This window comes from Rhizobium sp. N731 (genome assembly GCF_001664145.1).
Classification (GTDB): domain Bacteria; phylum Pseudomonadota; class Alphaproteobacteria; order Rhizobiales; family Rhizobiaceae; genus Rhizobium; species Rhizobium esperanzae.
This window is the reverse complement of record NZ_CP013601.1, coordinates 2434978-2458228: the sequence shown is the minus strand read 5'-3', so window position 1 is coordinate 2458228 and position 23251 is coordinate 2434978. Positions and strand designations below refer to the sequence as shown.

Annotated in this window: 22 protein-coding genes; 13 read left to right on the top strand and 9 right to left on the bottom strand. The window is 60.9% G+C overall.

Translation table 11 applies throughout. From position 1 onward, the window contains the following. Nucleotides 1-139: 139 nt before the first annotated feature. Entirely contained in the window at nt 140-1186 is a 1047-nt protein-coding gene (moaA, locus tag AMK02_RS12085) for a GTP 3',8-cyclase MoaA (protein WP_064806174.1), read from the bottom strand. Between the two features lie 181 nt (nt 1187-1367). Between moaA and AMK02_RS12080 the strand changes: the two genes are divergently transcribed. Beyond that, a complete protein-coding gene (locus AMK02_RS12080) occupies nt 1368-1742 on the top strand; it encodes a gamma-butyrobetaine hydroxylase-like domain-containing protein (RefSeq protein WP_064803049.1) in 375 nt (124 codons plus the stop codon). Between the two features lie 28 nt (nt 1743-1770). Then, nucleotides 1771-2961, top strand: a complete 1191-nt coding sequence (locus AMK02_RS12075) for a low temperature requirement protein A (RefSeq protein WP_064806172.1) — start codon at nt 1771-1773, stop codon at nt 2959-2961. On the opposite strand, the gene AMK02_RS12070 is transcribed toward AMK02_RS12075, so the two are convergent. After that, entirely contained in the window at nt 2962-3429 is a 468-nt protein-coding gene (locus AMK02_RS12070; protein WP_064803048.1) for a MarR family winged helix-turn-helix transcriptional regulator, read from the bottom strand. It abuts the gene before it with no gap. Between the two features lie 47 nt (nt 3430-3476). Here AMK02_RS12070 and AMK02_RS12065 point away from each other — a divergent pair, with 47 nt between their 5' ends. Next, nucleotides 3477-4451 carry an alpha/beta hydrolase gene (locus tag AMK02_RS12065; RefSeq protein ID WP_064803046.1) on the top strand — a complete coding sequence of 325 codons (975 nt, stop codon included), beginning with the start codon at nt 3477-3479 and terminating at the stop codon, nt 4449-4451. A gap of 36 nt (nt 4452-4487) precedes the next feature. Next, nucleotides 4488-5099: a pyridoxamine 5'-phosphate oxidase family protein gene (locus AMK02_RS12060; RefSeq protein WP_064803044.1), complete on the top strand. Its 612-nt coding sequence runs from the start codon at nt 4488-4490 to the stop codon at nt 5097-5099. Between the two features lie 198 nt (nt 5100-5297). Here AMK02_RS12060 and AMK02_RS12055 read toward each other — a convergent pair whose 3' ends face one another. Further along, complete coding sequence (locus tag AMK02_RS12055) at nt 5298-6365, bottom strand: GGDEF domain-containing protein (protein ID WP_064803042.1); 1068 nt, start codon at nt 6363-6365, stop codon at nt 5298-5300. A 349-nt stretch (nt 6366-6714) separates the two neighbouring features. Here AMK02_RS12055 and AMK02_RS31725 point away from each other — a divergent pair, with 349 nt between their 5' ends. Beyond that, nucleotides 6715-6879, top strand: coding sequence for a hypothetical protein (locus AMK02_RS31725; protein ID WP_189636964.1), 165 nt, complete (start codon nt 6715-6717; stop codon nt 6877-6879). A gap of 212 nt (nt 6880-7091) precedes the next feature. On the opposite strand, the gene AMK02_RS12050 is transcribed toward AMK02_RS31725, so the two are convergent. Continuing rightward, nucleotides 7092-8699 (bottom strand): fumarate hydratase, encoded by a 1608-nt coding sequence (locus tag AMK02_RS12050; RefSeq protein ID WP_064803040.1) that lies wholly within the window; start codon nt 8697-8699, stop codon nt 7092-7094. A gap of 246 nt (nt 8700-8945) precedes the next feature. Between AMK02_RS12050 and AMK02_RS12045 the strand changes: the two genes are divergently transcribed. Further along, a complete protein-coding gene (locus AMK02_RS12045) occupies nt 8946-9773 on the top strand; it encodes a VCBS domain-containing protein (protein ID WP_064803038.1) in 828 nt (275 codons plus the stop codon). 200 nt (nt 9774-9973) lie between these two features. Here the strand turns inward: AMK02_RS12045 and fumC are convergent, their stop codons facing one another. Then, complete coding sequence (fumC, locus tag AMK02_RS12040; RefSeq protein ID WP_064803037.1) at nt 9974-11365, bottom strand: class II fumarate hydratase; 1392 nt, start codon at nt 11363-11365, stop codon at nt 9974-9976. Between fumC and AMK02_RS31720 the strand changes: the two genes are divergently transcribed. Together AMK02_RS31720 and AMK02_RS12035 are read left to right on the top strand one after the other, a co-directional pair. After that, nucleotides 11364-11699 carry a hypothetical protein gene (locus AMK02_RS31720; protein WP_176439483.1) on the top strand — a complete coding sequence of 112 codons (336 nt, stop codon included), beginning with the start codon at nt 11364-11366 and terminating at the stop codon, nt 11697-11699. The genes fumC and AMK02_RS31720 overlap by 2 nt on opposite strands. Nucleotides 11700-11767: 68 nt before the next feature. Continuing rightward, on the top strand, nt 11768-13669 hold the full coding sequence (locus AMK02_RS12035) for a L,D-transpeptidase family protein (protein WP_064803035.1): 1902 nt from the start codon (nt 11768-11770) through the stop codon (nt 13667-13669). Between the two features lie 306 nt (nt 13670-13975). Here AMK02_RS12035 and AMK02_RS12030 read toward each other — a convergent pair whose 3' ends face one another. After that, nucleotides 13976-14680 carry an HAD family hydrolase gene (locus AMK02_RS12030; protein WP_064803033.1) on the bottom strand — a complete coding sequence of 235 codons (705 nt, stop codon included), beginning with the start codon at nt 14678-14680 and terminating at the stop codon, nt 13976-13978. 244 nt (nt 14681-14924) lie between these two features. Between AMK02_RS12030 and rpiA the strand changes: the two genes are divergently transcribed. The 3 genes from rpiA to AMK02_RS12015 all read left to right on the top strand — a co-directional run bounded on the left by rpiA (nt 14925) and on the right by AMK02_RS12015 (nt 16594). Continuing rightward, nucleotides 14925-15623 (top strand): ribose-5-phosphate isomerase RpiA, encoded by a 699-nt coding sequence (gene rpiA, locus AMK02_RS12025; RefSeq protein ID WP_064803031.1) that lies wholly within the window; start codon nt 14925-14927, stop codon nt 15621-15623. Between the two features lie 15 nt (nt 15624-15638). Further along, nucleotides 15639-16214: a DUF2059 domain-containing protein gene (locus AMK02_RS12020; RefSeq protein WP_064803025.1), complete on the top strand. Its 576-nt coding sequence runs from the start codon at nt 15639-15641 to the stop codon at nt 16212-16214. A 95-nt stretch (nt 16215-16309) separates the two neighbouring features. Beyond that, nucleotides 16310-16594, top strand: coding sequence for an acylphosphatase (locus AMK02_RS12015; RefSeq protein WP_064803023.1), 285 nt, complete (start codon nt 16310-16312; stop codon nt 16592-16594). A gap of 40 nt (nt 16595-16634) precedes the next feature. Here the strand turns inward: AMK02_RS12015 and AMK02_RS12010 are convergent, their stop codons facing one another. Further along, a complete protein-coding gene (locus AMK02_RS12010; RefSeq protein WP_041678876.1) occupies nt 16635-16853 on the bottom strand; it encodes a hypothetical protein in 219 nt (72 codons plus the stop codon). Nucleotides 16854-17056: 203 nt separating this feature from the next. Here AMK02_RS12010 and gor point away from each other — a divergent pair, with 203 nt between their 5' ends. Then, nucleotides 17057-18442, top strand: coding sequence for a glutathione-disulfide reductase (gor, locus tag AMK02_RS12005; RefSeq protein ID WP_064806169.1), 1386 nt, complete (start codon nt 17057-17059; stop codon nt 18440-18442). A 6-nt stretch (nt 18443-18448) separates the two neighbouring features. On the opposite strand, the gene AMK02_RS12000 is transcribed toward gor, so the two are convergent. Continuing rightward, on the bottom strand, nt 18449-19732 hold the full coding sequence (locus AMK02_RS12000) for a pilus assembly protein TadG-related protein (RefSeq protein WP_064803021.1): 1284 nt from the start codon (nt 19730-19732) through the stop codon (nt 18449-18451). Nucleotides 19733-19920: 188 nt separating this feature from the next. On the opposite strand from AMK02_RS12000, the gene AMK02_RS11995 reads away from it, so the two are divergent. Next, entirely contained in the window at nt 19921-21294 is a 1374-nt protein-coding gene (locus AMK02_RS11995; protein WP_064803019.1) for a class II 3-deoxy-7-phosphoheptulonate synthase, read from the top strand. 57 nt (nt 21295-21351) lie between these two features. Here AMK02_RS11995 and AMK02_RS11990 read toward each other — a convergent pair whose 3' ends face one another. Next, nucleotides 21352-23190, bottom strand: coding sequence for an ABC transporter ATP-binding protein (locus AMK02_RS11990; RefSeq protein WP_064803018.1), 1839 nt, complete (start codon nt 23188-23190; stop codon nt 21352-21354). Between the last annotated feature and the right edge of the window lie 61 nt (nt 23191-23251).

The following is a 23251-nucleotide window of genomic DNA, read 5'->3' as shown; positions in this document are numbered from 1 at the left end:
GTGAGGCTCTCGCAGGTGTTGCTGGACACTTCTGGATACTAGTGGAGTTTGGCGCACCCCGGCCCTTCGCTTGGGCTCAGGGCGTTGGCCCTGCGATGATCACTGGATCGATCGCTCCCCGCTTTGCGCAGACCGGGCCTCACCCGCCGGTGACGCTCATATGCCGCGCCACGGCCGGCCTGTTGTGGGTGCGGTCGATGATGAAGTCGTGGCCTTTCGGCTTGCGGGTGATGGCCTCGTCGATGGCGGCGTGGAGGAGGGCGTCGTCTTCGGTGGCGCGGAGTGCGGCGCGGAGATCGGCGGCGTCGTTCTGGCCGAGGCACATATAGAGCGTGCCGGTGCAGGTGAGGCGCACACGGTTGCAGCTCTCGCAGAAATTATGGGTCATCGGCGTGATGAAGCCGAGGCGGCCGCCGGTCTCGCTGACCCTGACGTAACGCGCCGGGCCGCCGGTCTGGTAATCTATGTCGGTTAGTGTGAACTGACGTTCGAGATCGGCGCGCAGCTCGGAGAGCGGCAGATATTGATCGGTGCGGTCCTCTTCGATCTCGCCCATCGGCATGGTTTCGATGACGGTGAGGTCCATGCCGCGGCCGTGGGCAAAGCGCAGGAGATCGGGCATCTCGGCATCGTTGAAATTCTTCAGCGCCACGGCGTTGAGCTTGATCTTGATGCCGGCCTTCTGCGCCGCGTCGATGCCTTCCATGACCTTGGCGAAATCGCCCCAGCGGGTGACCTTGCGGAACTTGTCGGGATCGAGCGTATCGAGCGAGACATTGATGCGGCGTACGCCGCAATCATAAAGCTCGGCGGCATGGCGGGAAAGCTGCGAGCCGTTGGTCGTCAGCGTCAGCTCATCGAGGCCGGCGCCGATCTTTTCGCCGAGCTTGCGCACCAGATACATGATGTTCTTGCGCACCAGCGGCTCGCCGCCGGTCAACCTGATCTTCCTCACGCCCTTGGCGATGAAGGCGGAACAGAGCCGGTCCAGCTCTTCGAGCGTCAGCAGGTCCTTCTTCGGCAGGAAGGTCATATTCTCGGCCATGCAATAGGTGCAGCGGAAATCGCAGCGGTCTGTAACGGAGACGCGCAGATAGGTGACCGCCCGGCCGAAAGGGTCGATCATCTGATGTGCATCTGCCGCGAGCGGCGATGCGTTACCTATCGTTCCCACTCTCGTATTCACCAATTCCTCCGCGGCGGGATTGTAGCAGTGCAAGCCGGACACCAGCCCGTTTTCAAGCGGCATCTTCTATTTGTGCATATGTGATTGCCCCGTCAAGGGAAACGGATTTCGCACACGCTAATTTGCGCTTGCCTCGAAAAAGCCGAACGCCTACTTCTCCAGGGGAAAGAGGGTGATTGAGATGAGCGATATCTGGCCGAGCGAACTTCGCGTTTCGAAAGACCGGCAGCGGCTGGTGGTGACCTTCAATGACGGCCAGAGCTTCGACTTGTCGGCCGAGCTGCTGCGAGTGCTCTCGCCCTCGGCCGAGGTGCAGGGCCACGGGCCTGGGCAGAAGGTGACGGTATCAGGCAAACGCAATGTCGCGATTATCTCGATGACGCCAACCGGCAATTACGCGGTGCGGATCGGTTTCGACGACATGCACGACACCGGCATCTACACCTGGACTTATCTGCGCGAACTCGGCGAACGAGGGGCGGAGCTGTTTTCGGCCTATGAGGACGAGCTCCGGGAAAAGGGCATGAACCGCGACACGTCGGAAAAGCCGCGCTGAATTTCAATCCATGGCCATCGGGGGACACATGGCGAAAGCGAATAGCAAGAACTGGCTGCGCGCCAAGGGAAGTGCGGCCGGCAGCAAGGTGACCTTCCTCGAACTGTTCTTCGACTTGGTCTTCGTCTTTTCGATCTCGCAGCTTTCGCATGCGCTTGCCGCCCATTATACGCCGCTGGGTGCTGCCGAAGCGGCGCTGATGACCTTCGCCGTCTGGTGGGTGTGGATCTTCACCGCCTGGGTGACGAACTGGCTCGATCCCGAGAAAATGCCGGTGCGCGGCATGCTGGTGGCGCTGATGATGCTCGGGCTGCTGCTGTCGGCCTCCGTTCCCGAAGCCTTCGGCGACAAGGGGCTGCTGTTTGCCGGCGCCTACGTGGCGATGCAGGTCGGGCGTTCGCTGTTTACGACCTATGCGATGACGCGCGTCGACCGGGCCAATACGCTGAATTTCGTGCGCATCACAAGCTGGCTTGCGGTCGCCGCCGTCTTCTGGATCGCCGGCGGGCTCATGGAGCATGAAGCCCGGCTGATTGCCTGGGTGATCGCACTTGTCATCGAATATGCCGGGCCAGCCGCAGGCTTTGCAGTGCCCGGGCTCGGCCGTTCGGTTCCAAGCGATTGGGACGTGTCCGGCGCGCATATGGCCGAGCGTTGCGCGCTCTTCGTTATCATCTGCCTTGGCGAAGCGATTCTCGTTTCCGGCCGTACCTTTTCCGAACTGCCGATCTCGGGACTGACGAGCATCGTCTTCGTCACCGGCTTCGTCGGCACGGTCGCCATGTGGTGGCTCTATTTCCACTTCGGCCACGGGCGCGCCGCCCATCGCATCGAACATGAGGAGACGCCGGGTGCCTTGGCGCGGCAGGCCTTCACCTATGGGCATATCCCGATCCTGGCCGGCATCATCGTGCATGCGGTGGCGGTTGAATTCATGTTCTCGCATCCGCACGAGACGGGCGATATCGGCATCGCCGCGGCGGTGCTCGGCGGCTCCGGCCTATTCCTCGTCGGCAATCTCTGGTTCAAGGGCGCGACCAGCGGCCAGATGCCGCTGTCGCATCTTGCCGGCCTCGTGCTGGTGGTCCTGCTGGCCTTCGTGGCCCCCTTCATCGAGGTCTATCTGCTCGGCATCCTGGCGACGCTGGTGCTGATCATCGTCGCGGCCTGGGAATATCGCTCGCTGACCGGCACATCGACGGCGCCGTCGCTGCATTGATCAATCGTCGTCGCGCAGATCTTTCAGTAGTACGGCGATGATGCGCTCCATCGAGGTGGCGGTCGCCATGCATTGCTCGATCGGCTCCTCCGAGAGCGTACGTTCGATGAGGTCGGTCTGGATCGCCATCGCTGCCTCGGTTACTTTGCGGCCTTCTCCGGTGAGATAAAGGCGTAGCACCCGCTTGTCACGCTCGTCGCCGCGCCGCTCGATCAGACCCCGTTGCTCCATCTGCGGCAGCAGCATGCTCATATTGGAGCGGCCGACGAGGAGCTTGCGCGCCAGTTCCTGCTGCGAGATGGCCTCGAAACGGTAGAGATTGACGAGGATATCGAGATGCGGCGGCTTGATGTCGAGATCGGCAAGCGAGCGCGCCAGGGACTGTTGCATGAGCTGGCAGGCGCGAGCCACCGCGATCCAGCTGCGAAAACGCGGATGATCCCAGGGTAGGGATTGATTTTTGTTCATCGTTGTACTTTATTGTTCAGTGTTGAACAGTCTTTTGGATTCCCACTATGGCAAATTTCGCGCTTGAGGTCACCCGCCTCGGATTTCGGCTTCTGCAGGTAATTTCGCAGCGGCTGGCGGGCAGGGTAGCATTCCGGCTGTTCTGCCGCACACCATCGCCGCGGCCGAAGGGCGAGAAAGCGAAGGCGGCGCATGCGGCGGGCGCGGCACGGCTTGCCGGCGCCGAGCGCTTCGTCCTCAGGCTTGCCGGCGGCGCCAAAGCACATGCCTACCGGTTGAACGGCGGGGCGCTCGGTCAGCGCAAGCGCTATCTCGTCACACATGGCTGGGGCTCGAGCGCCGTCTACATGGCCGATCTCGTTTCGATGCTGGCGGCGACGGGTGCCGAGGTGATAGCGCTCGATTTTCCCGGCCACGGGTGCGCGGGCGGACGCTTCCTGCATATGGGGCTCGCGGTCGAGGCGCTCGCGGCGGCAGGCGAGCGGTTCGGTGCATTTGATGCGGCGATCGGCCATTCCTTCGGGGGCGCGGCGCTGATGGTTTCGGCGGCGGGTCTGATCCCGCATGCGGTGCCCGTTACCGGCGAGCGACTGGTGCTGATCGGCTCGCCGAGCGAGATGGCCTGGCTCTTTACCGATTTCGGCCGGATGGTCGGCCTTCGCCCCGTTGCCCAGGCCGCGCTGGAGATTGAGGTACATCGTGTCACTGGACGGAGACTCGAGGATTTCGACGCGAGCAATACGGCGGGCTCGATCGGCCGGCCGGTTCTGGTGGTCCATGCCGAGGACGACAAGGAGGTGTCAGCGGACCATGCCCGGCGTTACGGCGCGGCGGGAAATAGAGTGCGGCTGTTCTGTGCAAACGGATTCGGTCACCGGCGCATCATCGGCGCGGCTCCCGTGCTTGGCGCGATCGCAGCCTTTCTCGCAGACGGCGCAGGCGAGGAAGCCGGCGAAAGCATCAAAAAAGATGCGGAGATCATTCCATTTTTTGACCTTCCGGCGAGGCGCGCGGCATTGTAGCGTCCACCGCAAGATCCAGCCGCTGCGGAACGCCTCATGAAAATCATCGACAGCATCGAAGAGCTCAATACGATCTATGGCGCCGGCCTGTCGCAGGCCTCTGTCGACAAGGTGACCAAGCGGCTGACGCCGCTCTATCGCGAGATGATCGAGATCTCGCCCTTTGCCGCGCTTGCGACCGTCGGGCCGGAAGGGCTCGATTGTTCGCCGCGCGGCGATCTCGGCGGCGTGGTGCGCGTCGTCGACGACGAGACGCTGCATCTGCCGGACTGGCGCGGCAACAACCGCGTCGATTCGCTCTCCAACATCGTGCGCGACCCCAGGCTTGCGCTGATGTTCCTGATCCCCGGCTCGAATACGACGATGCGCATCAACGGCCGCGGCGTCGTCTCCGACGACGAGGCGCTGCTTTCTAGCTTCGAGATGGACGGCAAACATCCCCGCACCGTCATCGTCATTTCGATCGACGAGGTCTATTTCCAGTGTGCGCGTGCGGTGATGCGAGCCGAACTCTGGAATGTCGAGCACTTTGCCGATCTCGCGGCGCTGCCGACGCCGGGCCAGATGCTGAAGGCCGCGGTCGGTGATTTCGATCAGGAAACCTACGACCGGGAATGGCCGGGACGGGCGGCGAAGACGATGTGGTAAGGGGATGCCGAGAGGCCGTGATGGCGAGAGGTGGCCACGCACCTCTCCTCCCTCATTCCTGTGACGAGCAGAGGAATGAGGGAAGAAGCGGCCACCTCCCGCTCCTGATATCGAAAAAGTAATAGCCGTGGAGTGAACCGGACAACAGCTGATGCCGTCACCTGATGGCGACAGCGTGCTCATCATGAGGGTTCCGCGTCAGGCCTTGTATATCAGCCAGCTCTTGCTGAAGTCCTTCTGCATGCCGTCCTGATAAAGGACGATGCAGTTGCGGCCGGCGTTCTTGGCGCCGTAAAGGGCGATGTCGGTCTTGCTGTAGAGTTCGCCGGCATCCTCCGCATTCGAGGCCATGCAGATGCCGATCGAAACGGTGATCGGGCCGTAATTCACCCGGGTGCGGGAATTCTTGAACGGTGTGGTTTCGAGCGTGCGGCGGATGCGTTCGGCGATCGCCGTCACTTCCTCGGCTGTGTTGCCCTCGATGATCAGGGCAAATTCCTCGCCGCCGGCACGGGCAACGAAGACGTCTCGCCGAACATTGCTGCGGATGACGGAGGCGACAGTGGCGAGGATCTTGTCGCCGACGGGATGGCCGTAGGTGTCGTTTATCTTCTTGAAGTTGTCGATGTCGGCGAGCAGCAGGGCCGTCACCGGCCGCATGCCGGGATTGTTGAAGACCGCTGCCAAGCGGTCGTCGAAAGCGCGGCGGTTAGAAAGGCGCGTCAGCGAATCGGTGTTGGCGATGCGCTTGTATTCGTCGAGTTCCTTGCGGACCTGGTCCATCTCCTGCGAACGCTGGACGACGTCCTCGACGGTGCGTTCGCCATGCGCCATGGTGTCGCCAGTCGCCTGGCTCAAAAGTTCGATGGCGCTTTCGATCAGTTCGACGCTGGCATTGCTTTTGGAGGTAATGCGCTTATGGGTCTCGCCGAGCAGCCTTGTATAGCTTTCGAGTGAACTTTGCTCCTGCCTCAGAATCCGCAGCAGACCGTCGAGTTCGCCTGATATGCGCGAATGGGCATCGTCGAAGACGCGTGCGGGGCTGCCGGTGAAATACTGAGCGCCCAGCGCATCGAGTTCGGCCTGTGTAGCTTGGCTGCCAAGGGCTGCGAGTTCGCGGGTGAGGGCGGGATTGGAGCCGATATAGGCCTCGTAGAAGAGTTCGTAATTGCGCGGTATCGGCGCAACGCCCATCGAGCGCATGGCATAGGTGATCTGACCCGCGACGTCGGGAACCTGCACCTTGGGCGCGACAGCCGTATTCATCCGGCGAACTCCTCATATATTCAAAGGCAATATTTTAGTTGTTAGCTTAAATTTCTTGGGAAAAGATTAAAGCGACACATACCAAAGATTACATATGAAAACTCAGAAGTAGGGCAATACGTCGACCATTCCTATGATTTTCCATAGAAAAATGTATCTTCTGTCGAGTAGTCCTACCCGCTTTGCGGGAATGGTGTTTAAAAAAACTTACAGTTCTTTTTCTCGCTGGAGATCGTATTCATCTTGTCGACATCAGGTTTTGGTCGTCTCCTATTTCAGCGTGAATGTTTCGGAAAGATAATTTCCAGCACTAAACCCCACTGCTGCCAGAAAACCACGGCGTAAGCTCATGGAAAGGCCCCGCGCCATTTCTTTCGCCGTCGTCGTTTTCACCGTCCTCGCAGGCGGCGCCTTGCTGCTGGAGCACACCGGCTTTTTTGCCGGCGCATTCCGGACGGAGATTCTGGCGAGGGTGGATGATGGGGACATGGTAAGCGCTGCAGATATTCAGTAATGGTGCAGGTATCGGAAGGGGGTGCCGTGCGGCCCCCTCATCTGCCCGCCGGCATCTTCTCCCCGCTGGGGAGAAGGGACTCGTGGCAGCGCCTCACTCCCATTGAGACCTTTACGATAGGAAACGATGGTCGGCGGCTTGCACCCTCTTCTCCCCTGCGGCCCCCTGCGGGGAGAAGGTGGCCGGATGAGGGGGCTGCACGGCACGCCCAGTCACCCCAGATTCAACTCCTGGAAGAAATCATTGCCCTTGTCGTCGATGACGATGAAGGCGGGGAAGTCTTCGACCTCGATCTTCCAGACCGCTTCCATGCCGAGCTCGGGATATTCGAGTACTTCGACCTTGCGGATGCAGTCCTGGGCGAGACGGGCGGCGGGGCCGCCGATCGAGCCGAGATAGAAGCCGCCATGTTTCTTGCAGGCCTCGCGCACGGCGCGCGAGCGGTTGCCCTTGGCAAGCATCACCATCGAGCCGCCGAAGGACTGGAACTGGTCGACATAACTGTCCATGCGGCCGGCCGTCGTCGGGCCGAAGGAGCCGGAGGCATAGCCGGCCGGCGTTTTGGCGGGGCCGGCATAGTAGACCGGATGATTTTTCAGGTAATCGGGCATGCCCTCGCCCTTTTCCAGCCGTTCGCGGATCTTGGCATGAGCGAGGTCGCGAGCGACGATGATGGTGCCGGTCAGTGAAAGGCGCGTTTTGACGGGATGCCGGGAGAGTTCGGCGAGCACTTCGGCCATCGGCTTGTTGAGATCGATATGCACGGTCGATTCCGACAGTTTCGCCTCGTCGATCTCGGGCATGTATCTCGACGGATCGGTTTCGAGCTGCTCTACGAAAATGCCGTCGCGGGTGATCTTGCCCTTGGCCTGGCGGTCGGCGGAACAGGAGACGCCCAGGCCGATCGGCAGCGAGGCGCCGTGGCGGGGCAGGCGGATGACTCGCACGTCATGACAGAAATACTTGCCGCCGAACTGCGCGCCGACGCCCATCTGCTGCGTCAGCTTGTGGATTTCCTTTTCCATTTCGATGTCGCGGAAGGCATGGCCGCTCTCGGAGCCTTCGGTCGGCAGCTCGTCGAGGTAACGGGTCGAGGCAAGTTTGACCGTCTTCAGGTTCATCTCCGCCGAGGTGCCGCCGATGACGATCGCCAGATGGTAGGGAGGACAGGCTGCCGTCCCCAACGTCAGGATCTTCTCCTTAAGGAAGTCGATCATCCGGTCATGCGTCAGGAGCGAGGGCGTACCCTGGTAGAGGAAGGTCTTGTTGGCTGAACCGCCGCCCTTAGCGACGAAGAGGAAGTCGTAAGAGTCGGTGCCTTCCTCATAAATATCGATCTGTGCCGGCAGATTGTTCTTTGTATTCTTCTCCTCGAACATTTTTATGGGCGCAAGCTGCGAATAGCGCAGGTTCTTCTTCTCATAGGCGTCGAGAACGCCTTTGGAGAGTGCTGCCGTATCCTCACCCTCGGTCCAGACCCGGCGGCCCTTTTTGCCCATGATGATCGCCGTGCCGGTGTCCTGGCACATGGGGAGCACGCCGCCGGCGGCGATATTGGCGTTCTTCAGCAGATCGTAGGCGACGAAACGATCGTTGTCGGTCGCTTCAGGGTCGTCGAGGATGGCGGCAAGCTGCTTCAGATGGCCGGGGCGCAGCAGGTGATTGATGTCGGCAAAGGCGGTTTCGGCAAGCAGCCGGATACCCTCGGGATCGACCGTCAGGATTTGCTGGCCCTTGAAACTGTCGACCGAGACGTAGTCGCTGCTGATCTTGCGGTAGGGGGTGGCATCCTCGCCAAGGGGGAAGAGATCGTCAGCCATCTAAGTGACCTTTCTGCTGGGCGTGCGTCGCTAAAATTGGAACCGGTCTAAATCTGCTGCGAAGCAAATGCAATTGGGAACGGTGGAGTCTGGAGCTGGGGCTATGTCGTGCCACATTTGCAACCCGCCTGGCACACGCAATAAGAGAGAAGAAATCGACATTTGTCGCGAAACGGCCGACTTCAGGTTGCCTTCAACTCGAGCCCAGTTCATATTCCCGGCAGCGTTAACCTGCCGGGGCTTCCAATGACAAATGCAAAGCCAACTGCTGTCGACGACCTTCTCGTTTTTTTCGAACATGACTGGATCAGGGGCGATCTGCTGCGCCTTGCCAGCGATCCCGAAGGAGCGGACATGTATGTTCGCTTCGTCAATGGAGTCCGCATCGACGCCAAACATGGGCCTGACCACGAAACGATCATTCAGGGCGAGTACGGAATCTTCAAAGTGAAACCTGATGGTCACTTCACATATGAGCTGGATTATACGCTCGACGTGGTGAAGAATTTGGGGAAGTACGATCAGCTCATCGAAAAGCTGAGTTACAAGATGTCCGACGGCTGGGGAGGCACGGATGTCGGCGTGCTGACGCTGGCGATCGACGGCGTCAACGAAGGCGAAAAATATCACGAAGTCCTGGATTTCGATGATATGGGCGTCTTATCGAGGGCGGATAATTTCTCTCTCCCCAATTACCGGGGCTTTGCGCTCTCGGTGAACGGCAGCCACGACGTGACGCTTCTGAACGGCATCGTCTATGATAGTATCCCGGGCGTCGACGCCATTACCGAAGACGGTTTCAGCGATACCGTTCTATCCCCCGGTTCTGCCCCCGTAAGCTTGAAACTGCTCGATGGCGGGGAGTTCACCTTTCAGAGCGTCTCGATCGCCGAATTGTCGGCATCGCCCTTTCACCTGACGCTCACAGCCCTGAACGACGGCCAGATCGTCTATCAGCAGGAGCTCGAGGTCGCCGGCCCCAGTCTCGAGATAGATATCGAGGACATCGAAGAAATCCGGTTCGACTTCATGGGCAATTCTGTCGTGATGGACAATTTTTCGTTGTTGGTTTGACATTGCTCCCTTGTCTGCCAGGCAGACGAAGATCGCCCATCACCCTAACCCTCTCCCGTAAAGACGGGGCGAGGGAACGTGCCCTGCGAGAGGTTGGCGAGGGACGGGGAGGTTGCGGCTATCTCCCTTCGCCCCGCAAGCGGACGCAAGCGGGGAGAAGGTGCCGGCAGGCGGATCAGGGGCTGCGTATCGCGGCTCTTTTACTTCGGCCCGATCATCGTTTCCGGGCGCACGATCGCGTCATATTCTTCCGATGTCACCAGGCCGCTGGCAAGCGCCTCTTCCTTCAGCGTTGTACCGTTCTTGTGAGCCGTCTTGGCGATCTTGGCGGCGGCGTCGTAGCCGATCTTGGGGGCGAGGGCGGTGACCAGCATCAGTGAGCGTTCGAGGCCGGCTTTGATGTTGTCCTCGCGCGCCTCGATGCCGACGACGCAATTGTCGGTGAAGGAAACGGCGGCGTCGGCCAGCAACTGCACCGACTGCAGGAAATTGTATGCCATCATCGGATTGTAGACGTTGAGCTCGAAATGGCCCTGGCTATCGGCGAAAGTCAGCGCGGCGTGGTTGCCGAAGATGTGGATGCAAACCTGCGTCAGCGCTTCGCATTGGGTGGGGTTGACCTTGCCGGGCATGATCGAGGAGCCGGGTTCATTCTCCGGCAGCGCCAGTTCGCCGAGACCGGCGCGGGGGCCGGAGCCGAGCAGGCGGATGTCGTTGGCAATCTTGAAGAGAGCGGCAGCCGCCGCATTGATGGCGCCATGCGAAAAGACCATGCTGTCATGCGAGGCAAGTGCCTCGAACTTGTTCGGCGCGGTGACGAAGGGCATGCCTGTGATATCAGCGATCTCGTCCGCGACCTTCTCCGCAAAACCGACCGGTGCGTTGAGGCCTGTGCCGACGGCGGTGCCGCCCTGGGCGAGTTCGCAGAGGCCGGGCAGGGTCATCTCGATGCGTTTGATGGCGGAGCCAAGCTGGGCGGCATAGCCGGAAAATTCCTGGCCAAGCGTCAACGGCGTCGCGTCCTGGGTATGGGTACGGCCGATCTTGATGATGTGGCTGAATTCGGTGACCTTCATGTCCAGGGCGGCATGCAGGTGCTTCAGCGACGGCAGCAGGTGATGGGCGATCCGTTCGGCGCAGGCAATGTGCATGGCCGTCGGATAGGTGTCGTTCGACGACTGGCTCATATTGACGTGATCGTTCGGGTGCACCGGCTTCTTGGAACCCATGACGCCGCCGAGCATTTCTATGGCACGATTGGAGATCACCTCGTTGGCATTCATGTTGGACTGCGTGCCGGAACCGGTCTGCCAGACGACCAGTGGAAAGTGCTCGTCGAGCTTGCCGTCGATTACTTCCTGGGCGGCGTCGACGATCGCCTTGCCCAGCGCCGGATCGAGCTGGCCGAGTGACATGTTGGCGCGGGCGGCCGCCTGTTTGACGATGCCGAGCGCGCGGACGATCGACAGCGGCTGCTTTTCCCAGCCGATCTTGAAATTGCCGAGCGAACGCTGCGCCTGGGCGCCCCAATATCGGTCGGCGGCGACGTCGATGGGGCCAAAAGTATCGGTTTCGGTGCGGGTTGCGGTCATGAGCCTTGCCTTCCTATCACATGCTGTTTTCTGGCATCTTCGAAAGATGTGGTCTTATAGGTTGGAAACCAGGGCAAGAAAACCGGATGCGGTGCGAAATATTGATGATCACAGTCATGTTTGTGCCTGCCAGGCGGCGTGCTTTTTCGGCCACGTTGGAAATTTTATGCATCGGCACGTTTTTGCCGTACTGGCCCGGCGGCGAAAATTCGGTAAAAAATTAACTAATAATTTCATAATTTTGTGTGAACTGCTGTGCGGCGCCGCGCAGGATTCCTCTCACATGAAATTAGTCCGCCGGCGCTGGCGGCGAAGGCCGGTTTCTGATCAATGAGGCCCTACGCTGCTTGAGTTTCGCGGGATTTGAGCTGAGAACAGCATGACATCGGGACTGGAATATATATGACGTTCGTTTTGAAAAGCGCGGTATCCGCATTGGCAGTTTCTTGCGGCCTGGCAATGATGGCCGCTCCCGCGCATGCCTATACGCTGATGGATATGCTGCGCGGCGACAGGCAGCGGACTCAGAGCACCATTTTCATGGATCAGATGCCGCCCGGGCGTGTGGCGCCGCGTGGCGGAGAAGGCGGATCGCTTGGCGGGCTTGACCCGGAGGCGCCGCTGCCGAAGGTCAGCGGTCCGCGTTATTATACCTACAAGACCGAAGCCCTGCAGTTCGTCGATACCAGCAAGTTCGCCGATCCCATCGTTACGGGTGCGGTTGCCGAGGTTTCGCCTGGGAGCGATTCCGAACCGGTGGTGCAGCGCCGCTTCCTGGCGCAGGCCAAGGTTCGCGCCAATGCCGACGTCGCCAAGGCGCTGGAAACCTATTACAGCGATAGCCGCAATCCGCTCGTCTGGGTCGACGGCAACCAGATCAACGAGCGCGCCCAGTCGGCAATGGTGGCGCTGGCCGATGCGGCTTCCGTGGGCCTCGACCCTGCCGATTACGCCGTGCAGGCGCCGGCGGTCGATCCGGCCAATCCCGATCCTGCCGCGCGCGACCGAATGCTGACGCAATTCGAGCTGGAACTTTCGGCCAAGGTGCTTGCCTTCGTGCAGGACACGGTCCGCGGCCGCATCGATCCGAACAAGATTTCCGGCTATCACGATTTCCAGCGCAAGGTTGTCAATCTGGCACCGGTGCTGAAGCTTGCGCGCATGAGCCCGAATGCCGGCGCCTATATCGCCAGCCGTTCGCCCGATAGCCCGCAGTTCGAGGCGCTGAAGGCGGAGCTTGCCAAGCTTCGCGCCGCCGATAGCAATGAGGAGCAGATCGTCATTTCGCTCCAAGGGCTGCTCAAACCCGGCGACAGTTCGTCCGAGATCGCCAATATCGTCAAGGCGCTGCAGAAGAACGGGTCCGAGACGCTGAAGACCGATCATGCGGCGACGTTTGCAGCCTATGTGGGCGGCAGCGACTATTCGCCCGACATCGTCTCGCTGGTGGAGGACTTCCAGAAGGAGCACGGTCTGAAGCCCGATGGTGTCATCGGCCAGGCGACCGTGCGCGCCATGACCGGCGGTGACACCAATGCCTCGAAGATCGACAAGCTCGTCGTCGCCATGGAACAGGTGCGCTGGCTGCCGGAAGATCTGGGTTCCCGCTACGTCATGATCAATCAGCCGGCCTACATGGCCTACTACCATAATGACGGTAAGGAACAGCTGTCGATGCGCGTGGTGGTCGGCGGCAAGAACAACCAGACCTATTTCTTCAACGACGAGATCGAGACGGTGGAGTTCAACCCGTTCTGGGGCGTGCCACAGTCGATCATCATCAACGAAATGCTGCCGAAGCTGCGGTCGGACCCGAACTACCTCGATCAGCTCGGGTATGAGGTTGAGGTGAATGGCCATGCCGTCGCCTCGTCCAGCGTCGACTGGTACGGCTCGACCGCAAATGTTTCGGTGCGCCAGCCGCCAAGCAGCGATAACGCCCTCGGCGAACTGAAGATCCTGTTCCCGAACAGCCACGCGATCTACATGCACGATACGCCCTCGAAGAGCTTCTTCAAGCGCGACATGCGGGCGCTCAGCCACGGTTGTGTGCGCCTTGCCAATCCGCGCGCGATGGCAGCCGCCGTGCTCGGCACGACGGCCGACGATGTCGCCAGGCAGATCGCGAGCGGCCAGAATCATGCGGTGAAGGTGCCGCAGAAGATCCCGGTCTACGTCTCCTATTTCACCGCCTGGCCGAACAAGGATGGCGTGGTGGAGTATTTCGATGACGTCTACGGCCGTGACGCCTATGTCGACAAGGCTTTCGATGCGACGACCAAGGCGCGTGGGGCACAGATCTGACGCCTGATTTGTGGTGATTTTGACGGGCGGTCTTTGGGCCGCCCGTTTTGTTTTTGGGTGGCGGTGCTTCAGATAGGATGTGCCGTGTAGTACCCCCCTCTGTCCTGCCGGACATCTCCCCCACAAGGAGGGAGATTGGCTGGGAGCACCGGTTTCCCCAAACAATCGGCGCCGCAAGCTGCGCAACGTTAGTGATGCGCGAAGGTTAGGCTTCTGGCCAATCTCCCCCCTTGTGGGGGAGATGGTCGGCAGACCAGAGGGGGTGCCTCACCGAATGCCGCCAGAGGACAAGAGCCAGCCTCGTCTCTAAACGGCAACTTTGGCCGCAGAACCCTTCAGCAAACCTTCCACCAATTCCGGCGTCAGTTCATCGTAATGGGTAATGATGACATCCGGATCGAGGCTTGAGACGGGCACATCCGAGTAGCCGAAAGGAACTGCAATCGACGGCACGGCGGCGTTCCTGGCCACTGCGATATCGTTGATGCTGTCGCCGATCATCACGGTTCGGGAAATATCGCCGCCGGCGCGCTCGATGGTGCCGGTGAGGTGGCGAGCGTCGGGCTTGCGGTATTGGAAGGTGTCGCCGCCGGTGACGGCTTCGAAATAGCTGACGAGTTCGAGCTTGTCGAGCAGACCGAGCGCGAGGCTCTCCATCTTGTTGGTGCAGACGGCGAGACGGTAGCCAGCGGATTTCAGGCGGTTCAGCGCGGCGACCAGACCGGGATAGGGTTCCGTATGGCCGGGCATGTTGCCGGCATAATGGGCGACGAAGCGTTCCACCAGCAGCGGCAGGCCATCTTCCGCGAGCGAATGGCCGCGCAGCCGGCAGGCGCGCTCGATCATCACCCGCGCCCCCTGGCCGACGAGATGGGTGAGGTCGTCATAACTGACCGGTTCGAGGCCGAGCGCTGCGATCGTATGGTTCAGGCTTTCGACGAGATCGGCATGGGTGTCGAGGAGGGTGCCGTCGAGATCGAAGACGACGAGCGGGGCGGGGGCAGGGGTCAAGGGGTTTGCCTCTTTGTGCGATGGGCGTCTTGCGAGCGGCGTCGATGGAACGCGTCATTTCCGGGAATGATGATATTTTTCCTGAGGTAGGCGATCGCGGGGCGGAAAGCAACGGCCTGAGGATTAGCGGGAAGCCGCAGGCGTTTGTTTCGGCTTTTCATTTTCCGTGATGATTTTGACTTTCGTTTGCCAGGCGAGCCGTGTAAACAGCACATCCAACGTAATAATTCGGAGCTGGCGGCGCATGGATGCGCGCGAAATGAAGATCAAGGCCGCCGAGGCCGCGCTCGCCCATGTCGAAAGCGGGATGCGTCTCGGCATCGGAACTGGGAGTACAGCGGAAGAATTCGTCCGCCTGCTGGCGGAGAAAGTCGCAGGCGGCTTCCAGGTCGAAGGTGTTCCGACATCCGAGCGAACGGCGCGGCTCTGTGTCGAGCTCGGTGTTCCGCTGAAGTCGCTTGACGAGCTGCCGACGCTCGATCTGACGGTCGACGGCGCCGACGAGGTCGATCCAGCGCTCAGGCTGATCAAGGGCGGCGGCGGCGCGCTGCTGCGCGAAAAGATCGTCGCTGCAGCGTCGCAGAGGATGATCGTCATCGCCGACGAGAGCAAGCTGGTCGAAACACTCGGCGCCTTCGCGCTGCCGATCGAGGTCAATCCGTTCGGTCTCGTCTCGACGCGGATCGCCATCGAAAAGGTTGCCGCCCGGCTCGGCCTTTCCGGCGAACTCAACCTGCGCCAGTCCGGTGACGGAGAGTTTACCACGGATGGGGGCCATCACATCATCGATGCATCTTTTGGCCGCATTCCTGATGCAGAGGCGCTTTCGAGCGAGCTGAATTCCATACCCGGCGTCGTTGAACACGGGCTCTTTATCAATATGGCGGCACTTGCGATCATCGCCGGTCCTGCGGGTGCGCGCACACTGCAGGCAAACAGATAACAGGAGCATACACTCATGATGAACATTGCAGGTCTTGGCCGTCTCGCCGCTGCGACCCTCGTTCTTTCCGGGCTTGCCTTCGGCTCCGCCGTCAAGGCGCAGGAGGTCTCCGAGGAGCAGCTCAAGGCGTCTCGTGCCGCGATCGACGCCATCGGCGCCACTGCCCAGTTCGACAATATCCTGCCTGGCCTCGCCGAGCGCCTGAAGGCCGGCCTGATCCAGGATTCGCCGAACTATCAGGACATCATTTCATCGACGGTCGACGCGCAGGCGCTGAAGCTGGCGCCGCGCCGCGGGGATCTCGAAAAGGAGGCGGCGCTCACCTATGCCAAGGCTTTCACGGTCGACGAGCTGAAGGCGATTGCGGATTTCTATAATTCCGACGTCGGCAAGAAGCTGCTGCGCGATGGTCCGGTCGCCTCCCGCGAAACGGCCAAGGCTGCCGACATCTGGGCGCAAGGCATTTCGCGAGACTTGGAAAAGCAGAGCAATGCCGAACTGTCCAAGGTCATCAAGGCGCCGCCGCCGGCAACCGACAGCCCAGTGGCTCCGGCACCCGCTCCGGCGCCGGCCCCGGCTGCCCAGAAGTAAGGGCTGCCTCCGCAGATTTGCAAAAGCCCGGCATCGTCCGGGCTTTTTTGCTATGATGGACCCGGCAAATAGCGGCTAGGTTTTGGTGAGGCGATATGTCCGATCATGACGAGGCGGTGCGAGTGCGGATATCGGGCAGAGTCCAAGGTGTCGGTTTTCGCATGTGGACACGCGATGAGGCGCTGCGGCTCGGCGTAACGGGTTGGGTGCGCAACGAAGCGGACGGATCTGTCTCCGCCTTGATCGCTGGAGCGGACAACGCGATTTCGACAATGATCGAGCGTTTGAGGCGCGGACCTGCAGGGGCATCGGTCTCAAGCGTCGAGACGGAAGCGGCTCAGCTTGATAATATGCCGAGGGATTTCCGCATTACCGGCTGAGAGCGGCAAATCCCCGAGAGAGAAAATACGCCAAGGGTGATCAGCCCCAGTCCTTCGAACTCTTGGCCAACTGCCATACGCCAGTCTCATCCGGCTCTACGCGCTTGTTGCCGCGGTAGAAGATCGGCAGCCCTGTTTTCTTGTCCATGGCAAAGCGGCTGGGCGTGAATTTCTCGCCCTCGTGGCCCTGGATGGCGAGGTTGAGCGCTTCCTTGAACTTGCCGGCCCTGCACAGGTTGGCGAAGAGAGTTTGATCCATCTTTTGCTCCGGCATCCTTTCAGTCTCGTGCATTGCCTGCCAGCCTCTGCCGACGCGGTCAACCGTAAACGCTGACCGAGGCAACTTCCGATCAAGATTCGGCAATGGAGTACGGGAAGACGCAGGAGCAGGGCTTTTGTTTTCATGATGATCGCCCCTATATCAGGAACGTCCTTCCTGCGATTCCCCTTCCGGAGCTTCTCATGTCTTCCTATGATTACGACCTTTTCGTCATCGGCGGTGGTTCCGGAGGTGTGCGCGCTGCGCGCGTCGCCGCCTCGCTCGGCAAGAAGGTGGCGATCGCGGAGGAATATCGCTATGGCGGGACATGCGTCATCCGCGGTTGCGTGCCGAAGAAACTCTTCGTCTATGCTTCGCAGTTCCACGAGCACTTCGAGGATGCAGCGGGTTTCGGCTGGACGGTCGGCCAAAGCAGCTTCGACTGGAAGAAGCTGGTGGCCGCCAAGGATGCGGAGATCGCGCGGCTGGAAGGCCTCTACAAGAAGGGGCTCGCCGGCGCCAATGCCGAGATCCTGGAAACGCGCGCCGAGCTCGTCGATGCCCATACGGTGCGGCTCGTGAAAACAGGGCAGACGGTGACGGCCAAGACAATCGTGGTCGCGACCGGCGGACGCCCGAACCCGCATGTCGCGCTTCCCGGTCACGAGCTTTGCATTTCCTCCAACGACGCCTTTCATCTCGACGAACTGCCGAAATCGATCGTGATCGCAGGCGGCGGTTACATCGCCGTCGAATTCGCCAATATCTTCCATGGCCTCGGCGTGGCGACGACGCTGATCTATCGCGGCGCCGAAATCCTGTCTCGCTTCGACGAGGATCTGAGGCGGGGCCTGCACGAGGCAATGGTCGCCAAGGGCATCCGCATCCTCTGCCATGACACGCTGCAGCAGGTTTCGAACGCCGAGGACGGGCTCGTGCTGGAGACGCTGAACAGCGGCACGTTGCAGGCCGATGTCGTCATGCTGGCGCTCGGGCGCGATCCGAATACGGAAGGCCTCGGCCTCGAGGCAGCCGGCGTCGCCATGGACGAGCGCGGCGCCATCATCGTCGACGATTATTCCCGTACCAATATCGAAAATATCTATGCTCTCGGCGATGTCACCAATCGGGTACAGCTGACGCCGGTGGCGATTCACGAGGCGATGTGCTTCATCGAGACCGAGTACAAGAACAATCCGACCCGGCCGGACCATGAACTGATCCCCACTGCCGTCTTCTCACAGCCCGAGATCGGCACGGTCGGCCTGTCGGAAGAGGAGGCGGGCAAGCGGCACAGTGAGCTCGAAGTATACCGCGCCCAGTTCCGACCGCTGAAAGCGACGCTTTCCGGCCGGCCCGAGCGAATGATCATGAAACTGATCGTCGAATCTGCGAGCCGCAAGGTAGTGGGGGCTCATATCCTCGGGCACGATGCCGGCGAGATGGCGCAGCTACTCGGCGTCACGCTCAAGGCCGGCTGCACCAAGGATGATTTCGATCGGACGATGGCGCTGCACCCGACCGCGGCCGAAGAGCTCGTCACCATGTATGCGCCGAGCTACCGCATCCGTGATGGGCAGCGCCTCTGAGCCCTGTCAACTGGTGATGCGCGGCGCGCGGATGACTTTGAGGAAAAGTGCTTTCATCGCGTCGGCAATGCCGTCGGTCGGCGTGACTTCGAAATAAAGGCCGGGTGAGGCGCAGGCCTGCATTTTCGTCGGTATCTCGCTCTGGAAGGGCTTGATCCAGGTGTTGTACCAGTTGTTGCTGGGCAGCGGCAGGTAAGTGGTATAGAGCACGGCGATCTTGACGCCGCGGTCCTTCAGCGGCTTGCAGAAACTCGTGTCGATCGGCTCCTGGCAGCGACCGCCGGTCGTCTTTTTGGTACATGTCGAGGGCTTGTAGCTGTCGCCGACGCCGTCGGCGACGAAAAACAGGATTTTTTCAGGGCTGATATTCGAGGTTCCGTCGCCCGCAGGGTCTATGATCGTGTTGATCTGCGTCATCGCGCTGTCGAAGCTCGTGAGCTGGTCACTGTTGTAATTCTGGTAAGGAATTGTCATCAGGTCGACCGCGTCGGTATAATTCTTGACCTTTGTCAGGTCGGAGGTGAGGCCGGAAATCGTCGTCAGCTTCGCGTCCTCGGCCTTGGTGCCGAAAGTGTAGACACCCATCCGAAACTGATCGCTGCTGACGCGCTCGGCCTTGGCCGTATCGGTCAGCGCCTGGGTTGCCTGGCGAACCACGTCGATACGCATGGTGACGCCGAGGTTCTTGGCTATTGTGTAGTTGTTGGTGCTCTGGTCCATCTGGTGACAGGCAAAAGCGCAGCCGGTCTTGGCTTGCAGCTTCGAAACGTCGGTTGCGGTCGCGCCGACGCCCATGGAAGGCGTGTTGTCGAGCAGGATGTAGAAATCCATGAAGGCGGCAGTCTGGTATTCGGCTGTCGCCGTGCCGGAGATGGTGATCGAATCCCTGCCAAAAATGCGCATGAAGGTCGTCGGCACGGTCGCGGTGAAGGAAACCTGCGAGTTCAGCTTATTGGCGGTCTTGGTGACGTCGATGCCGAGATCGATATGAATGTCGGTCAGCTCACCCGACGTCTGGGACATGAAGATGTTACGAGCGTCGGTTTTGCCAAGCGAGACCGTGCCGTTGCCGCTCATTGTCATTGCGGCGGCGACCGCGCCCGATTTTTCGGCGATCGAACCGACGGCCGCAGCATCGGCGGCGGCGTAGAGCTGCGTTCTCAGGCTCAGTGCGTGGGCCACATCCACCGCCATGCCGGCCGCACCCACGAGCGGCACCATCAGCAATGCCGTCATGATGCCGAAATTACCCGAGCGGTCCAATATGAAGCCGGGCGAAAGGATCGCCATGACATGTCCCCGATGTTGAAACTCCTTCAGCTTCTACATGCAAAGTCTGAAATATGGGGAAATCGACATGGTATATGCTGGTTTAAAGCTTCCGGTGATTGGCCTTTGCAAGCTTGATCTAAAGGTCTATAAGCCGCCGGATATTAAGACAGGGCATCCGAGGAATGGATGTGAGTGAGGTTAGTGAAATGGCAGAGAACTGGACCCCGAGCAGCTGGCGGCAGAAACCGATACTGCAGGTTCCCGAATATCCCGACGCAGCTGCTTTGGCGGCGACGGAGGCCCAGCTCGCCAGCTATCCGCCGCTCGTCTTCGCAGGCGAAGCGCGCCGCCTGAAGAAGCATCTCGCCAATGTGGCCGAAGGCAACGGTTTCCTGCTGCAGGGCGGCGACTGCGCCGAGAGCTTCGCCGAACACGGCGCTGACAATATCCGTGATTTCTTCCGCGCCTTCCTGCAGATGGCTGTGGTGCTGACCTTCGGCGCGCAGCTGCCGGTCGTCAAGGTCGGCCGCATCGCCGGCCAGTTCGCAAAGCCGCGCTCATCGAACGTCGAGAAGCAGGGCGACGTGACACTGCCCGCCTATCGCGGCGACATCATCAACGGCATCGAATTCACCGAGGAGTCACGCATTCCGAACCCGGACCGGCAGGCCATGGCCTATCGCCAGTCGGCCGCGACGCTAAACCTTCTGCGTGCCTTCGCGATGGGCGGTTACGCCAATCTCGAAAACGTGCATCAGTGGATGCTCGGCTTCGTCAAGGACAGCCCGCAGGGCGAGCGTTACCGCAAGCTTGCCGACCGCATCAGCGAAACCATGGATTTCATGAAGGCGATCGGCATCACCTCGGAAAACCATCCGAGCCTGCGCGAGACCGATTTCTTCACCAGCCATGAAGCGCTGCTGCTCGGCTATGAGGAGGCACTGACCCGCATCGATTCCACCTCCGGCGACTGGTATGCCACGTCAGGCCACATGATCTGGATCGGCGACCGCACGCGCCAGGCCGACCATGCGCATGTCGAATATTGCCGCGGCATCAAGAACCCGATCGGCCTGAAATGCGGCCCATCGCTACAGGCCGACGATCTGCTGCAACTGATCGACATCCTGAATCCGGGCAATGAAGCCGGCCGCCTGACGCTGATCTGCCGCTTCGGTCATGAAAAAGTCGCCGAAAATCTGCCGCGTCTCATTCGCGCTGTCGAGCGTGAGGGCCGCAAGGTCGTCTGGTCCTGCGATCCCATGCACGGCAACACAATCACGCTCAACAACTACAAGACCCGTCCCTTCGAACGGATTCTGTCGGAAGTCGAAAGCTTCTTCCAGATCCACCGCGCCGAAGGCACGCATCCCGGCGGCATCCATGTCGAAATGACCGGCAAGGACGTGACGGAATGCACCGGCGGTGCTCGCGCAGTCACCGCCGACGACCTGCAGGACCGCTATCACACGCACTGCGATCCGCGCCTCAACTCCGACCAGGCGCTCGAGCTCGCCTTCCTGCTTGCCGAGCGCATGAAGGGCGGCCGCGACGAGAAGCGCATGGTCGCCAACGGCTGAGGACAGGCCGAAACGGATGACAAAAACCCGGCGTGACGCCGGGTTTTTTATTGCTTTTCAGATACTCGCCTGAACGCTGTGCAGGTTGGCGTAGACGCCGCCTTGCGCCATGAGCGCGTCATGTGTTCCCTGTTCAACGATGCCATCGCCCGTCAGGACCAGGATGCGGTCGGCATGGCGGACCGTCGAGAGGCGGTGGGCGATGACCAGGGTGGTGCGGCCGTTCGCCAAGCTCAGGAGCGCCTGCTGCACCGCCCGTTCGCTCTCATTGTCGAGCGCGCTGGTCGCCTCGTCGAAGATCAGGATTTCCGGATCTTTCAGGAAGGCGCGGGCGATGGTGATGCGCTGGCGCTGGCCGCCGGAGAGCTTGACGCCGCGCTGGCCGATGTCGGTGTCATAGCCATTGGGCAGGGCCATGATGAAATCATGCGCATTGGCGGCGCGGGCCGCCGTTTCGAGCTCGGCATCGGTCGCATCCGGCCTGCCGTAGCGCAGGTTTTCCGCAACAGTGCCGGCAAAGAGATAGACATCCTGCTGCACCACCCCGACATGGCGCCGCAGTGACGCCAGCGTGACGTCGCGGATATCGCTTCCGTCGATGCGGATTGCGCCCGCCTCGACATCGTAGAAGCGTGGTATCAGCGCGCAAAGCGTGCTCTTGCCCACTCCCGAAGGGCCGACCAGGGCGACAAACTCTCCGGGGGCGATGGTGAGGGAAAGCCGCTCCAGCACCCTCGGACCATCGGCTTCGTAGCCGAAGGCGACGTCGGAAAAGCTGATCTCGCCTCTCGGCGCCGGCATCGGACGCGCATTCGGCCGATCGGTGATATCGGGATCGATCTCGAGGATTTCCATGGCCCTGATAAAGCCGGTATATCCCTCCTGCCAGAGGCGCACGAAATTCGCGAGCCGCTGCACGGGATCGACCAGCACGCCGACGCAGAGCAGGAAGGTCAGCATATCCGGGACGGTCAGGTCCGCCGTCAGGATGCGCAGGCCTCCTGCGATGATCACCAATATGGTGACGAGCTGGGCGAAGGTTTCGGTGCCGACGGAAAACCAGGCCTCGCTGCGGTAGCCCTCGGCGCGGCTTTGCAGGAAACGCTGGTTCTGCGCCGCGAAACGCTGCCGTTCCAGCGCCTCGTTGGCGAAGGACTGGACGACACGGATGCCCGCCAGCGCATCCTCGACGCGCTCATTGACGGCGGCGATCTGCCGCTTGCTGGCTTCGAGCGCATGGTTCATGCGCCGGTTGAAATAGAGTGCATAGGCCACCGCCACCGGGGTGAGCAGCAGAATGAGGGTCGCCAGCAACGGGTCGATGAAGAACAGCACCAGCATGGCGCCGCCATATTTCAGAACGGCGATGGAGAGATCCTCGGGGCCGTGGTGAAAGAGCTCGCCCAGCCAGAGGGAATCGTTGGTGATGCGGCTCATCAATTGCCCGGTGCGCTGGCGATCATAGAAGCTGAAGGACAGCTTCTGGCAATGCTCGAAGAGTTCCTGCCGCACCGTCGCTTCGATGCGGGCGCCCATGACATGGCCGCGATAATCGACGAAGAAGATCGCCGATATCTGGACAGCGAGAACGGCCAGCATCACACCGCCCATGGCAAGGATCTGCGCGAAGGCCTCGGGGGCATCAGGCAGAGCCAGAAGCCGGCTCGTGACGATGTTGGCGCAGAGGGGCAATGCCACGGCGGTGCCGGCCACGAGTATGGCGCAAAGCAGATCCGCCAGCAGCAAAGGCAGATGCGGGCGGTAATAGGAGATGAACTTGCGCATGCGCGACCAGCGCTGCTCGCGTTCAGTGGCGCTCGAATAGTCGCGGAAGAAGTTCAGAAAGAGGTTATGGCGTCGCGAGCTTTTCCTCGCGCGAGAGAATGGCGTGTGCATGAAGCAGAATGTCCTTGTGGGCGATGTTTCCTTTCTGTCTGGACAGGGTCGCTCTCATGTC